The 14,342-nt window shown below is 46.0% G+C and carries 12 protein-coding genes and 1 pseudogene; all 13 read right to left on the bottom strand.

The features are described 5' to 3' along the window. Positions 1-512: hypothetical protein (locus tag K6T91_08980; protein MCL6472926.1), on the bottom strand; the 512-nt coding region annotated here is incomplete at its 3' end. A 46-nt stretch (positions 513-558) separates the two neighbouring features. Further along, positions 559-1,577 (bottom strand): annotated as a pseudogene (locus K6T91_08985) (IS110 family transposase). An 840-nt stretch (positions 1,578-2,417) separates the two neighbouring features. Beyond that, positions 2,418-2,783 (bottom strand): hypothetical protein, encoded by a 366-nt coding sequence (locus K6T91_08990; protein MCL6472927.1) that lies wholly within the window; start codon positions 2,781-2,783, stop codon positions 2,418-2,420. Between the two features lie 154 nt (positions 2,784-2,937). Next, positions 2,938-3,675, bottom strand: a complete 738-nt coding sequence (locus K6T91_08995) for a hypothetical protein (protein MCL6472928.1) — start codon at positions 3,673-3,675, stop codon at positions 2,938-2,940. An 851-nt stretch (positions 3,676-4,526) separates the two neighbouring features. Then, positions 4,527-4,919 (bottom strand): nucleotidyltransferase domain-containing protein, encoded by a 393-nt coding sequence (locus tag K6T91_09000; GenBank protein ID MCL6472929.1) that lies wholly within the window; start codon positions 4,917-4,919, stop codon positions 4,527-4,529. Then, on the bottom strand, positions 4,876-5,061 hold the full coding sequence (locus tag K6T91_09005; protein ID MCL6472930.1) for a hypothetical protein: 186 nt from the start codon (positions 5,059-5,061) through the stop codon (positions 4,876-4,878). Before K6T91_09005 ends, K6T91_09000 begins: the two co-directional genes overlap by 44 nt. Before the next feature lie 84 nt (positions 5,062-5,145). Next, the gene (gene purN, locus K6T91_09010) at positions 5,146-5,763 is read right to left on the bottom strand and encodes a phosphoribosylglycinamide formyltransferase (GenBank protein MCL6472931.1); all 618 of its coding nucleotides are present in this window, start codon (positions 5,761-5,763) and stop codon (positions 5,146-5,148) included. After that, the gene (gene purM, locus K6T91_09015; GenBank protein ID MCL6472932.1) at positions 5,756-6,796 is read right to left on the bottom strand and encodes a phosphoribosylformylglycinamidine cyclo-ligase; all 1,041 of its coding nucleotides are present in this window, start codon (positions 6,794-6,796) and stop codon (positions 5,756-5,758) included. The genes purN and purM overlap by 8 nt, the downstream gene beginning before the upstream one ends. Beyond that, positions 6,796-8,250, bottom strand: a complete 1,455-nt coding sequence (purF, locus tag K6T91_09020; protein MCL6472933.1) for an amidophosphoribosyltransferase — start codon at positions 8,248-8,250, stop codon at positions 6,796-6,798. The genes purM and purF overlap by 1 nt, the downstream gene beginning before the upstream one ends. Positions 8,251-8,290: 40 nt before the next feature. Next, positions 8,291-9,085 (bottom strand): phosphoribosylformylglycinamidine synthase I, encoded by a 795-nt coding sequence (gene purQ, locus K6T91_09025; protein ID MCL6472934.1) that lies wholly within the window; start codon positions 9,083-9,085, stop codon positions 8,291-8,293. Positions 9,086-9,090: 5 nt separating this feature from the next. Next, complete coding sequence (gene purL, locus K6T91_09030; protein MCL6472935.1) at positions 9,091-12,054, bottom strand: phosphoribosylformylglycinamidine synthase subunit PurL; 2,964 nt, start codon at positions 12,052-12,054, stop codon at positions 9,091-9,093. Further along, entirely contained in the window at positions 12,055-12,786 is a 732-nt protein-coding gene (locus K6T91_09035) for a phosphoribosylaminoimidazolesuccinocarboxamide synthase (GenBank protein MCL6472936.1), read from the bottom strand. Between the two features lie 220 nt (positions 12,787-13,006). Continuing rightward, positions 13,007-14,308 (bottom strand): adenylosuccinate lyase, encoded by a 1,302-nt coding sequence (gene purB, locus K6T91_09040; GenBank protein MCL6472937.1) that lies wholly within the window; start codon positions 14,306-14,308, stop codon positions 13,007-13,009. Positions 14,309-14,342 lie beyond the last annotated feature (34 nt).

Below are 14,342 nucleotides of genomic sequence, written 5' to 3' on the forward strand. Positions count from 1 at the left end.
ATAGGTGGCCGATTTGCTTCGGAATAGGTGGCCGGAATGCTTCGGAATCGGTGGCCGATTTGGGCCGGAATACGCACAAAAGGCGCTTTAGTAGCTGCCGCCTTTTTATCTTTTATTACCTGCTTAGCAGCAGCTGTATAGAGATCTGGCATTTTAGTCTTTAAAATGCCCTCTACGAATGCCTCATTCCAGCGAATTGAGATATCTCCTTTCTCCTTTTTCTCAACAATTGATGATATTTGTGCTCTCATCAGATCATCGATATCTTTTCTGCTAAGACTTGAGAGCTTTTGCTGTAATTCTTCGCTATACTTATTTTCTGCAGACGGGGTTTCATCTCCTGATGTTATTGTGTAGTATGCTACACAATACAATAAGTCTGGATTAGTGGTTGGGGCTGTCTTTTTGCTACCGCCAGCAGCTGCGATAGAAGAACTAGTGAGCAGTAGTGAGAGCGCAACTACCAATATGCATATCTGCTTTATTCGACTTTTAAATAATTGTTTCATCATTATTATCTCTCCTATGAAATAAATCTACTTCATCCTTCATTTATCTTTATATTGATCTCAAAACGAAATTCGGGAAGTCCTCAAATACCCATCCGTTATTCAACGTGTGGTAGATGACGCCAAGCAGTTTTTTAGCTGTGGCAATTATTGCCTTACCCGAACCTTTCTTAGCTTTAAGTCTTTCATAAAACGAGCGCGGGAACTCTCAAATAGCGAATAGCTATCAGCGTACATTGTACCAACATCGTCCTGCCAAGTTTGCTGCCTTGTTTGGTCATCCGCCCCTGATAGTTGGTCTCATTTGAGTTGCTAACACGAGGTACGATACCAAAGTAGGCGGCTAACTTCTTTTCATCCTCAAAGTCATTGATATCACCAATCACACTAAGAAGAATGGTTCCACTCTTGCCGTCAACCCCTTTAATGCTGGTGATGTTCTCATGACGTTTCTCAAGTCCTTGCCCCTTCCAGAAAGCTCCTCATCGATTTTTGCTATTCCCGCACTTAATCCCCTGATCTGCTCAATAATAACTTCAAGTTTGATATGGGCAACCGGACTTACCTTATACTCCAATAATTTTGTAAGAGCTTTGTCACTTGAGAAGCATTCTTTCTTGGTTATAATCCCTTGAGCATTTAGGATGTTATGGATCTTATTCTTGAGTGCGCTTTTAAGCTGCACCAGCTTAAGCCTGGTGTGAGCAAGGCTTTCAAGTTCTACGTATTGCTCATCTTTAATTCGCGCTTCTGGCAACATCCCCTTGCTTAAAAATAATGCAATCTTTTTAAGCATCGTTAGCACCCGTCTTCTTCACCGACTGGCTTACCACCTTAAACTGCATGGTGTTGATCACATGGACCTTATCATAAGTGGTCTTGGATTATTCTGACAAAGTGCCGGGTGTTTGTTGTGGTTTCTACTGCTACTTCATCATCCGACTTTAACTCAGAGCAAAACCATTCAATCTCAACGATCTTGTAAGTCTTAAACCGCTTCTTTTCACCTTCCATAAAACAAACTGCAAACGTCGCCTTGTGAAAATCAACCCCAATAAATCTTCCCATCTCTCTACTCCTTCCGATTCTTTTAGGAGTAGACTTGTCGCCGGCGGCCACCATCCTCCTATCCAGGGTCCTTAATGCCACACAGTGCCTCTTTAAGCTATAGGTAAGACCAACTTACCTTTCAGGGCCTAAAAGCCACCTAACAAAATCCAGCCTATAGCCTATCTACTCCAGATAGCTTAACTATACGTTACCTGGAGCGGTCAGCGACTTTCTTATTTCATAGCATCTCTTTTAGATCCAATATTTGGTCTTAGCAATCCCACAGCATGGCTCAGATTTATCGAGCGATCTGAACTAGTTTTGGCTTATATTCTAATAAGCGCATTTTCTCTACAATATCCAACCAAGACCACTCTTAATGAAGTTAGTCATTTTAAAACTCTTCTTGCCACCTTCTGGTGCTGCCTCTTTAAGCTATCCAAGCTTAAAGCTTCCGGGGTGGCATCTATTTTCTGCAAGCAAAGTTGCAACTGATTTCAACTCTCAATTCAACCACCCTCCTCCAGGTTAAAAAATCGAAAGCCTGCTTTATTGGTTTAACAATCGGTAAGAAAGAATTATCATCGCTTTAAAGCATGACATATACTGATAATTCATATATATTATCCGGTCTGCCACCCACTGCTTACAAAGCTAGCTAAAAAATATGTATGTCAATAGTAGAATGGTATAATTATTCATTTGATATAATTAGTGGTTGTTGGGTTTGGTGTTGATATAAGTTGCCTGGGATAGACCTGCAAAAATCCAAATTCTCAATCGACCAAGCTAAATAATAGCAGGCCGAGATAGCTAGAATTAAAGAAAAATATTGTAGGGCTGCCCTAGTTGACAAGGCTACGCATTAGCGTCTTTGAAGCCCAGTATCATCAGAATATATGTTAAGAGATATAATATCGACACTATGCCGAACCATTTAAATACGCCTCCAGCAAGATAAGTAAAATAGTACGCCATCGGTAATGACCATATAAAGGCAGCAAGTGTTAAGATAGCCATATTTAGCCAAAGCGAGATTAAGACATAGATAGCGGGAAGAACCATAAAAATAAATGTTATAATAACAGTTTCTACTGGAATAGGACCATCTATAGGGTTGCCAATTGTAGCTATATACCAGAAAACAATATGAATAATGGAAGATAAAGCGCCAATTAAAAATGCGATCTTATGAGTTAAAGACCTGGAGTTGAAGCCTAGCATATTAGCATGGTCCTCCTTCTAATACGTGCAGAAATAAACTCTACATAACTGTCATTATATTGGCGACGGATTATCGGTTTTAGTAACGCTACCATGTTTATTAACTAAAGTAATCCCCTCCTTAAGGAGGGGATTACTTACCTCTACTTTAAGACTAAACGTGAGATACCAGCAATTTCAAAAGAGAAGCATCCTCGCCCCACCTTGACCAGGTAAAGTAGTAGGGCCAAGTGCCATTAGTATTCCCCCAAATTGATTGGGAATGGTAAACCTGTGTAATTAGATTGTCATAACCCCAATCATAATTATAATATTGCGCGTCACCATCTTTGCGAACTCTTGTTTTGCTATATTGATAGTAATAAGGATAATTGTGATACCATTCCCTATACCAATTAGTATAAAACTTAGTGGGATGATAGGCATATGCTATAAAATCATCATCCTGCCATTGAACGGTCCAGCCATCAGTACCCCAAGTTAGCAACTGATATGTGTAACATAACGGCGCATTAACAGGATCAACTGTAGTTAATTTTAGCCAGCAGGTATAGGTTGTATACAAAGCTGATACTCTTCCTTTATCTTTTGCTTTTAATAAATCAGTCTCAGGAGCGACTTTTATGGTTTTATAAGTACCCTTAGCACTATTGACTTCTAGCATATAAGCGCCAGTTTCAGAGCCATCTGCCTTACCGTGACCTGAAACACTAATGGTCTCGCGATCTCCAAGCTTTGTGTATTCGACTCTATTGAGTATAACTTCGCTACCCTCTTCCGGCTTTAATGCAAATGTTATAGCTTGTTGCTTACCTTTTGCCTCAGCAATGGACGAAAAACATAGTGCAAAAATAAGCATAAAAGAAAGGAATAGTGAGACTCTTTGCTTCATTAAAACCCCTCCAAATCACATTACTATCGCCGACACTGCTTTAGCAACCTGCCTTCTATTTGAAAACATAATTATCCTCCCTTATTATCGCTTTGCCATTTTAAAAACGATTGGTATGTGATAAGCTCTTCTTACCACCTTCTGGTCTTCATCCTAAGCCTATGGCTTAAGCCTCCAGGGGGTGGTTTCAATTTATTGATCCGTTAGCGATATGACTATCGACTCTCAATTTAACCACCCCCTTAAAGATCAGTTAGCTTAAGATAATTGGAGAATTGCTGTTTACCATCCTTAGAATGGTCAACATCCTGGAGGTAATTAATAGCCAATATCGTAATTGTAAGTATTGATATCACATATCGGTATTCCGGTCTGCCACCCACTGCTTACAAAGCTAGCTAAAAAATATGTATGTCAATAGTAGAATGGTATAATTATTCATTTGATATAATTAGTGGTTGTTGGGTTTGGTGTTGATATAAGTTGCCTGGGATAGACCTGCAAAAATCCAAATTCTCAATCGACCAAGCTAAATAATAGCAGGCCGAGATAGCTAGAATTAAAGAAAAATATTGTAGGGCTGAAACCTTCGGGGACGGTCCTCTAAATTTACAAATTCTTTACTCAAGTACTATGTCCCTGCTCTCTTTCTCCCCTTTGAGCCAAAGCATATTTAATAAAAAGCAGTAGACTTGTGTATCGATAAAGATTTCCCGCCGCTCGATACCCAGCAGATGGCGTGATAAACCATACCTGGGATATCGAATCGTCTTCCCCTTGGCATGGTTTAAGACTAGCGCAAGCTAGATGTGTAGTCAATTAATTGTGCTATAGCACAGATGGTTATTTAGCTAATTTGTAAATTTGGAGGACCGTCTACAGGTGTGTGGGCCGTGTACCCAAATCGCCTCTCGTTTAAGTGTTTGACAGAACTTTCCCTGCTTATCGAGACCTTGCCACTCTTTCTCTGTATAGACTAGTACATCTGTAGGTACCGGTAGGTCGGTTACGTCAAACTCAGCAGCGCGCTTTACAAAGGGTTGCTCGGATTTTCCAACGATGATAAGTAAGTCGAGATCGCTGCCTACACCCCAATCGCCCCTAGCATAAGAGCCAAAACAGCCAATGCCTTTTATATCTTTTCTCTTTTGCGCCATCCTTTTTGCCCAAAGACGTACTGCCTGATCAACTGTTTGCAAATCAGGCCATTTGAGAACGCACGAACGCAATGATCTCACCGGCATAACGAATCGCCTCCTCGCTTTGAAGCGGTCCATAGTGTTCAAAAGGCGCTCCCCCTGGATGACTATCTGGATAGCAGGAATCTTTTGCTTGTTCTAAGTCTCTTATGGCCTGATTAAGCCAATCACGAGCACGGTTTGGCATCGCTTCTAATCCCTTCGATCCAAAGCCAATTGATCAATCGGCCTTTTGGCCTTTAGTTCGTAGTTCGACATTCGTAATTCGAAGTCATCCCTTAACCCTCACCCTCTTGCCATCTATTTCAAGCTTGCCTTCACAGTAGAGCTTAATTGCTTTGGGATAGATGATATGCTCGACCGCGTGGATGCGCTCGGCCAAAGTCTCTTCGGTATCATCTTCCTGGATGGGCACCGCCTCCTGCAGGATTATAGGGCCTTCATCATATATCTCGTTGGCAAAGTGGACGGTGACACCAGTGACTTTTACTCCATAGTTGAGGGCATCTCTGATGCCATGCGCTCCAGGAAAGGATGGCAGGAGTGCCGGATGGATATTCATGACACGGTTAGGGTAGGCATCGAGGATCTCCTTCCCAAGCAGGCGCATATAGCCGGCCATAACAACTAACTCAACACCATGTTCTTTAAGGATATCTAATATTGCCCGGTTGTAAGACGACTCATCGGCGTGTTCTTTTCGGGCGACATGGATTGCCGGTATACCGTGGTTCTTTGCTCTTACCAGGCCGTAGGCATCTGCCCGGCTGCTTACCACAACAACAACTTTCGCAGGAAGCTCCCCTGCCTCGCATTTGTCGATGATGGCCTCCAGGTTAGAACCGCTTCCCGATATTAAAACGCCGATTCTTACCGGCTTGCTAGACATATGCCACAACCCCCTTGCCGGCAACCGCCTTACCGATAACGTAAACCATCTCGCCCGCCTGGGTTAACAATTCGATCGCCCCATCTTCATATTTAGAATCGATCAAAATGACCATCCCGATTCCCATATTAAACGTCTGAAGCATCTCTTCCGTCTCAACTGCTCCTTCGCGCCGGATAAACTCAAAGACTGGCAAAACCGGCCAGGAGCCAAGCTTGATCTTAGCATCAACCGTCTTGGGTAATATTCTCGGGACGTTGTGCGTCAAGCCTCCGCCAGTAATGTGCGCAAGCCCCTTTATAGGATAGCTTTGCACAAGCTTAAGGATGCTTTTTACATAAATGCGGGTGGGCTTTAGATACTCTTCACCAAGAGATGTCCCGCCGTCCCAATAAGTTTTATCTAAAGATAGCCCGCCCACCTCAATGAGCTTTCTTGCTAATGAATAACCGTTTGAGTGCAGACCAGATGATGCAAGCCCAAGGATAACATCGCCTTCTGCAATATTCTCACCAGTTATGATGGCGCCCTTATCAACAACGCCAACCGCAAAACCGGCTAAATCGTATTCGCCGGGGGCGTAAAAGCTCGGCATCTCGGCGGTCTCCCCACCAAGAAGTGCACATCCTGCCTGCCGGCATCCTTCGGCAATTCCCTCGATCACATCAGCGGCTTTTTTTGGATCAAGCTCGCCGGTTGCAAAATAATCTAAGAAGAAAAGCGGCTCGGCCCCCTGGACTAAGATATCGTTTACACACATGGCGACAAGGTCGATGCCGACTGTGCTGTGTATATCCATCGCCTGGGCAATTTTTAGTTTAGTCCCCACACCATCGGTCCCGGATACTAGAACCGGCTCAGAAAAGCGGCTCTTGTCAAGCGCAAAAAGCCCGCCAAATCCGCCAATGTCGGTCAAAACACCCGGTGTAAAAGTCGAGCGCACGGATTTTTTGATAAGTTCTACAACCTGCTCGCCGGCCTCGATATCAACGCCAGCATCCTTGTAGGTAAGGGTTTTTTTTGCATCAGCCATTAGCTTTTGGCCTTCTCCTCTTCAAGCATTAGTTTAGTTATTTTTAAGTCTTCAGGTACTTCAATCGGGTAGCTGCCGTCAAAGCAAGCAAGGCAGAAGTTATCGCGCTTGGCTTTGGTTGACTTAACCAGTCCCCTGATGCTTAAGTAGCCGAGGCTGTCTGCCCCGATATATTCCCTTATTGCTTCTACCTTGTTATTGGCAGCAATAAGCTGCTCTTGTTCCGCGGTGTCAATCCCATAGAAACACGGCCACTTTACCGGCGGAGAGCTTATCCGCATATGCACTTCCCTTGCCCCCGCCTCTTTTAGTATCTCAATAATTTTCTTTGATGTGTTTCCGCGCACAATTGAATCATCTACTACGACTATTTTCTTGCCCTTAATTACTTCACATAAGGGATTGAGCTTTAGCCTGATTCCTGTCTGGCGGATAGTCTGCGTCGGCTGGATGAAAGTGCGCCCGATATAGCGGTTCTTAACCAGCCCTTCCCGATAAGGCAAACCAGATTTATGGGCGTAGCCGATAGCCGATGGCACTCCTGAGTCGGGAACACCGATAACAAGATCCGCCCCTTCGCAGGGCTGCTCTTTGGCAAGCTCTGCCCCCATAGCCTCGCGTGCACTGTAGAGAAGCCTATCGTATAACCTGGTATCCGGCCTTGCAAAATACACGAACTCAAATATACAAAGCGATGGTTTTGCAGGCTCTATAGCCTGCAAGCTAGTCAAGCCATCCTTATCGATAACTGCGATCTCGCCTGGATTTACGTCTCGCACGTAATCTGCACCAATAATATTTAAAGCGCAGCTTTCCGAAGCAACCGCATAAAAACCATTTAGTTTTCCTATTGCTAACGGGCGCACCCCGTAGGGGTCGCGCACCGCATATAGCTTGTTCTCAGTTAGAATCACAAGCGAGTAGGCACCCTTGAGTTGCTTCATCGTCGCCGCTATCGCATCTTCTACCTTCATACCTTTATCCGCGTAAGATGCAATAAGGGTAGCAATGACTTCGCTATCACTCGTTGAGCGAAAACGCAAGCCGTTCTTGCTCAAGGCATACCTGAGCTCCTGGGTATTGATTAAGTTTCCGTTATGGGCAAGCGCCAGGCTTCCACCTTCGAAAGTTTTATAAATCGGCTGGGCGTTTTCCCAGTGGATTGATGAGCCAGTCGTTGAGTAGCGGTTGTGCCCAATGGCAATATCTCCGTGAAGACTCGCTAAGTTTCGCTCGTTAAAGACCTGGGTTATAAGCCCCATGTCTTTGTATATGATAATGGATTTGTTGTCATCAACAACCGCAATGCCTGCGCTCTCCTGCCCTCTGTGCTGCAGGGCGTGCAAGCCAAAGTAGGTAAGCTTCGCCACATCCTCGCCCGGCGCAAAAATGCCGAAAACACCGCAGGCTTCCTCAGGTCTATCATCCTGATAGAGATTAAAATCAAGGTTCAAAAGACATACTCCTTAAGAGTTTGCTTACTTACTATTAACTTTACAGCTCTTTTTTCACATACTCAACCGCGTTCTTAAACAACACCAACCCGTCGCCCTCATCAGGAAGGTCCTCTCTTGTCCAGCGGGGATGTTGTGTGCGCAGGATGTGGTTTTCCGGATGGGGCATCATGCCAAAGACACGGCCCGTCTCATCGCATATACCGGCGGTGTGAATTACCGAGCCGTTTGGATTTATTGGGTACGGGCCAAACTGCCCATTCTCATCGACATACTGGACAACAATTTGGTTATTATCTTGAAGCCTCTTTAATACTTCGTCGTCTCTTGGGATGAATTTACCCTCGCCATGGCAAACTGGGACATAGACGAGCTTTTCTACCCCTCTTGTAAAGACGCATTTGGAATCGGGATTGGTTTTAAGATAAACCCAACGGTCCTCGAACTTTCCTGAATCGTTGTATGTAAGAGTTACATCCTGGCGCATGTAGTCTGCGTCAAAGCCCGGCAATATCCCAAGCTTGACCATCACCTGGAAACCATTACAGACGCCAAAGACAAGCTTGCCATCGGCAATGAACTGCAGAAGGTCATCTTTTAGCTTGTATTTAAGTTTATTAGCCAAAACTTTTCCAGAGGCTATATCGTCACCAAAGGAGAACCCACCGGGAAGCATGAGTATCTGGTAGTCCTTTAACTTCTTTCGGCCATCCACAATATCGTTTATGTGTACCCGCTCAGGCTCTGCACCGGCTAAGCGAAACGCAGCTTCTGCGTCCCCGTCCCGGTTGATGCCGGCGGCCAGCAAAACGAGCACCCTGGGTTTTTTGCTCAAATTTATCACCACCTAAGAGGCGCTTGCCAGGCCTCTTTAAGCTCGTCAATATTTAAATCTATCAGAACTGAACCATCTTTTGCCGAAACAGTAAACCTGCCATCCTCTGTTGCCTCGCCTACTGCAGCAAATATGCAGCCGGAAAGCGTATCTTCAAAAGCCCGTACTTTCTGGGGATTCACAGTTACCACAAAGCGGCTGTTTGACTCAGAGAAAAGAACTTTCCAGTCCGGCAGATCTTCTGCCGTTGGCACTTTGCCAAGGTCAATCCTCATGCCAAGACCCCCTGCAAAAGCGGTCTCGGCTGCAGCAACCGCGATTCCACCTTCTGAGCAGTCGTGGCACGAAGCTACAAGACCGTCTTTTATCGCTTTATGAAGCGCCCGGTAAAGCCTTAATGCCTCTTGCGCATTTACCTTTGGTACCTGATAACCTCTGGCACCGTTTATCATATAGTAATGCGATCCGCCAAGCTCATCATGGGTCATCCCAAGAACGTATACTATATCACCGGCAGCCTTTGTATCCATGGTAACCGCGCGCTCGACATCCGGGACTATGCCGATTGCCGAGATAAGAAGCGTCGGCGGTATGGCGATAGTTTTATTCTCAAGCCGATACTCATTGTGAAAGCTATCTTTTCCAGAGATAAACGGCGCGCCTAAACCCACCGCCGCATCATAGCAGCCCTTGGCTGCGCGAACAAGCTGGGCGAGCTTGTGGTCGCCATCCGGGTTTGCCTCGGAGTGAATCGGGTTTCCCCAGCAGAAGTTATCCAATATCGCAATTCTATCGGGGTCACCACCCACCGCAGTTATGTTTCGAATTGCCTCATCGATAGCCGAAGCCGCCATCCAGTAGGTATCGATCTCACCATATTTGGGGTTGATTCCGTTTGAGACCGCAATCCCGCGTATGGAATCAATCAGCGGGCGGATGACAGAAGCATCAGATGGTCCATCGTTTTTCACTCCAACGAGCGGCTTTACAACACTTGCACCTTGAACCTCATGGTCGTACTGGCGTATCACCCACTCTTTTGAGCAAACATTAAAGCTCCCTAAGATTTTCTTTAAGGCTTCGGCCATATCAACCGGAGCGATATCAGGCTCAGACTCCAGATCTGGCCGCCAGTTTGCAGTAAGCCTCAAGCCGGGAAGCCCCTCGTGGACAAATTCCATATCAAGATAAAGCACTGTTTTGCCATTATATTTTACGTGGACCTTGCCGGAGTCAGTAAAGGTGCCTATCACAGTCGCCTCAACGTCCCGCCTGTGGCAAAGATCTAAGAACTCGTCTATTTTTTCAGGCGGAACTGCGACCGTCATTCTCTCTTGCGACTCAGATACCCAAAGTTCCCAGGGCTGAAGTCCCGGGTACTTGGTCGGGGCTTTCTCGAGGTCAACCTCGCAGCCGCCAGAGAACTCGCTCATCTCACCGACTGAGGACGATAAGCCCCCTGCGCCATTATCTGTTATCGCGTTATAAAGACCCGCCTCCCTTGCTTCGCGCAGGGCATCTTGCATCTTGCGCTGGACAATTGGAGCCCCGATTTGCACCGCAGCAGATGAGGTCTCCTCATCAAGTGCGACGGATGAAAATGTAGCGCCGTGGATGCCGTCTTTTCCGATTCTTCCGCCCACCATAACTATCAGATCGCCGGGGTTAACTACTTTTACATGAGACGGCTTGCCGGCAATTTTCTTTTTCATGAGGCCACCCGTCCCGCAATAAACAAGGGGATTATAGACATAGGCCTCGTCAAATAAAATGGTTCCGTTTACGGTGGGGATGCCGATTTTGTTTCCGCCATCTTCGACTCCTTTTCGCACACCTCTAAAGATGCGCTTGGGGTGAAGCACAGAAGGCGGCAATTTGGCGTAATCAAAATCCGGCGGGCCAAAGCAGAAGACATCGGTGTTAAATATTAAATCTGCACCCAGGCCGGTGCCCATCGGGTCGCGGTTTACCCCAACGATACCGGTTACCGCACCGCCATAAGGGTCGAGCGCCGAGGGGTGGTTGTGCGTCTCGACCTTGAACACCATATTGTGCTCATCATCAAACTCGACCACGCCCGCGTTATCAATAAATACCGAGACCAGCCAGTCTTTTTTCTTGCCGATCTCCTCAGTTGCTTTTTTTATATACGTCTTAAAGAGGCTATCTATCTCCTCAGTTTGTCCGTCTTCGGTGTAGGTGATTTTTGCGTTAAATATCTTATGCTTGCAGTGCTCCGACCAGGTTTGCGCAAGCATCTCAAGCTCAACATCAGTTGGCTTTTGCCCAAGGCCCACCCTTTCACGCTCGGCTTTTACCCGCTCGTCTTTGAAGTAGTCGCGGATGAGTCGCATCTCCTCTAAGTTAAGGGATAGCACACCTTTGCGGCTTATCTCCATGAGCTCATCGTCCGGGACATCCAAATCAACTTCGGCTACCTGAACCTTAAAATCCTGGGTTTGTGCGAAAGTAGCAATTTGTTTTACAGTCGCCTGGATGTCGTCTCCTGACCTCCATATCTGGTATCTCTCAATAAGCGGGTTTGCAAGAAGGCCAAGGCAGATTTTCTCGGCTTCCTCTTGGGATATGTTGCCATTAAGCAGGTACAGCTTAGATGTATGAACAGACTCATTGCTTGCTAACTTTATACCGAGAAGGTCTTCAATTCCCTCAACGGTCGTTGACCCAACGTTGTCCGTAACACCGGGCTTAAAGCCGACTTCGATGGCAACCGCAAAGGGCCGGTCAAAGCTTTCGTTGATTCTGTATTCCTGAGTGATGGGGTCGGTCAGCAAATTGGATGCGACTCTTCTGACCTGTTCCTGAGTGATGCTTGCATTTATAGTGTAGATATCTATAGTCTGGACTGAATCTATATCGATTCTTAAGTCCTCAATAATTTGTTTTCTAATCGAATTTCCATGGGCATCGGTGATACCGGTCTTTAGCGCGACTTCGACCCGCCACATTTAGAAGTTGCCAACCTCCTTAGAGCTACCCTTAACTCTACTTAAGACTTCCCGGTAGGCCTCTTCAACCTTGCCCAAATCTCTTCTGAAGCGATCCTTGTCCATCTTCTCGCCGGTATCCTTATCCCAAAGCCGGCAGGTATCCGGTGATATCTCATCGCCGAGCACAAGCCGCCCGTCTTTTAAGCCAAACTCGAGCTTAAAATCAACTAGTATTAGCCCAAGCTCATCAAAGAATCGGCTCAAAACGTCGTTTACTTTTAGGCCTGTTTGCCTCATCTCCTCGACTTGCTCTTTGGTCGCCGCGCCCAGCTCCTCAATATGGTCATCGTTTATAAAGGGGTCACCTAAGTCGTCTCTTTTGTAATAAAACTCAACAATGGTTTTCTTGAGGGGTGTGCCCTCCTCATAGCCGATGCGCTTGGCAAGGCTTCCGGCTGCGATATTTCTTACAACCACCTCAACAGCAAGCATATCAAGCTTATCGGTGAGCATATTTCTATCATCCAGAAGCTCCTTGAAGTGGGTTCTTACTCCCTGGTTTTCAAGAAGCTGAAAAAGGGCTGCAGAGATTTGTGCGTTTACCGATCCTTTGCCCAATATCTGGCCCTTCTTCTTTCCATCAAATGCGGTAGCGTCATCCTTGAACTCGTGGATTATCGCTGCCGGGTCATCAGTAGAAAAGACTTTTTTTGCCTTTCCTTCGTGTATTTGCTCTAACTTTTGTACCACATGGCCTCCTCATGCTAGTGCTCAAGAAATATCTTCCATGCAACAATCATATTACCTGGAAGTCAATTCATTTACAAATTAATTTATCATTAATTAGCTGCCAGCGGCCGGCTATAAGCTATAAGCTATAAGCTATCAGCTATCAGCTATCAGCTAGTGAAAACAAGTAACGAGGGCAGTAGGGCTGCACTACGTTTTTATAAACCCTGGTCCCCGGACCCTAGTCATTCAGTTTCGCAAGGCGGTCGTAGATCACGCCAACATTTCGCAAGAAATAGCCTACGTCGAAGAGCTCATCAAGTTCCCTGTCGCTTAAGTAATGGGTTGCCTCTTCATCTGCTTTAAGGAGTTCTTTTAAGTCCCCCTCGCCCCGCCAGGTCGCCATGGCGTTTCGCTGCACAATCTCGTAGGCATGTTCCCGGGTAATTCCCTTCTCAACAAGAGCAAGAAGAACGCGTGAAGAAAAAACCAGACCTTTGGTTTTCTCAAGATTCGCTTTAATGTTTTCAGGATATATTATAAGGCCTTCCAACAGCCATTTGAGTTTGCCAAGCATATAATCAAGAAGAATAGTGCTATCAGGGATAATCACCCTCTCGACAGAGGAGTGGGAGATATCCCGCTCATGCCATAGGGCAACGTTTTCAAAAGCGGTCTGCGCATTGGACCTTATAATTCTTGCAAGCCCGGTAAGTCTTTCTGCAACGACCGGGTTTCTTTTATGCGGCATTGCAGAAGATCCCTTTTGGCCTTTAGCAAACGGCTCCTCAACTTCGCGTATCTCTGTCTTCTGCAACCCCCTAACCTCAACGGCGATCTTCTCGATGGTTGCTGCGCACACCGCTAGCGCCGCCATATACTCAGCATGCCGATCGCGCTGCAGCACCTGTGTTGAAATTGGTGCCGGCGTTAAACCCAATCTCTCGCAGACATACTCCTCTACCCAGGGATCGATGTTTGAATAAGTACCCACAGCCCCAGATAGCTTCCCAACCGAGATAACTGCTTTGGCGCGTTCAAGGCGGTTTAAGTTCCTGTGCATCTCAAAGGCCCAGTTAGCAAACTTTAAGCCAAAGCTCATCGGCTCAGCATGAATACCATGCGTGCGCCCAACAGCAACAATATCCCTGTATTCGAACGCCTTGGCCTTAAGGATATCCACAATCTCGCGCACATCCTCGATTATGATATCAATTGCTTCTTTCATCTGGACAGCAAGGCCAGTATCTACAACATCCGAGGAGGTCAAACCGTAGTGAACATAGCGGGATGCAGGTCCGACGTTTTCTGCAACATTCGTCAAGAAAGCGATAACATCATGGTGCACCTCGGACTCAATTGCCTCGATGCGGTCAACACTGAAGGACGCTTTTGCTTTTATCTCATCAAGCGCCTCTTGGGGAACTACTCCTAGTTTAACATGAGCCTCGGTGGCCAGGATCTCTATCTCAAGCCACTTGCTAAACCTGTTCTCAAGATCCCAGATTGCCCCCATGCGAGGCCGCGTGTACCTTTCAATCATCTACAAAGCCTTCTTTCGTAAAAATATATCTTGG

This window comes from Bacillota bacterium (assembly GCA_023511485.1).
Taxonomy (GTDB): Bacteria; Actinomycetota; Aquicultoria; order Aquicultorales; family Aquicultoraceae; genus CADDYS01.

What these genes read in the sequence shown, in the direction of transcription:
- K6T91_09005 (MCL6472930.1), bottom strand. Translation starts at nt 5,061, where the DNA reads ATGCCAAACCGTGCTCGTGATTGGCTTAATCAGGCCATAAGAGACTTA.
- K6T91_08990 (MCL6472927.1), bottom strand. Translation starts at nt 2,783, where the DNA reads ATGCTAGGCTTCAACTCCAGGTCTTTAACTCATAAGATCGCATTTTTA.
- purM (MCL6472932.1), bottom strand. Translation starts at nt 6,796, where the DNA reads ATGGCTGATGCAAAAAAAACCCTTACCTACAAGGATGCTGGCGTTGAT.
- purN (MCL6472931.1), bottom strand. Translation starts at nt 5,763, where the DNA reads ATGTCTAGCAAGCCGGTAAGAATCGGCGTTTTAATATCGGGAAGCGGT.
- purL (MCL6472935.1), bottom strand. Translation starts at nt 12,054, where the DNA reads ATGTGGCGGGTCGAAGTCGCGCTAAAGACCGGTATCACCGATGCCCAT.
- K6T91_09000 (MCL6472929.1), bottom strand. Translation starts at nt 4,919, where the DNA reads ATGCCGGTGAGATCATTGCGTTCGTGCGTTCTCAAATGGCCTGATTTG.
- purB (MCL6472937.1), bottom strand. Translation starts at nt 14,308, where the DNA reads ATGATTGAAAGGTACACGCGGCCTCGCATGGGGGCAATCTGGGATCTT.
- K6T91_08995 (MCL6472928.1), bottom strand. Translation starts at nt 3,675, where the DNA reads ATGAAGCAAAGAGTCTCACTATTCCTTTCTTTTATGCTTATTTTTGCA.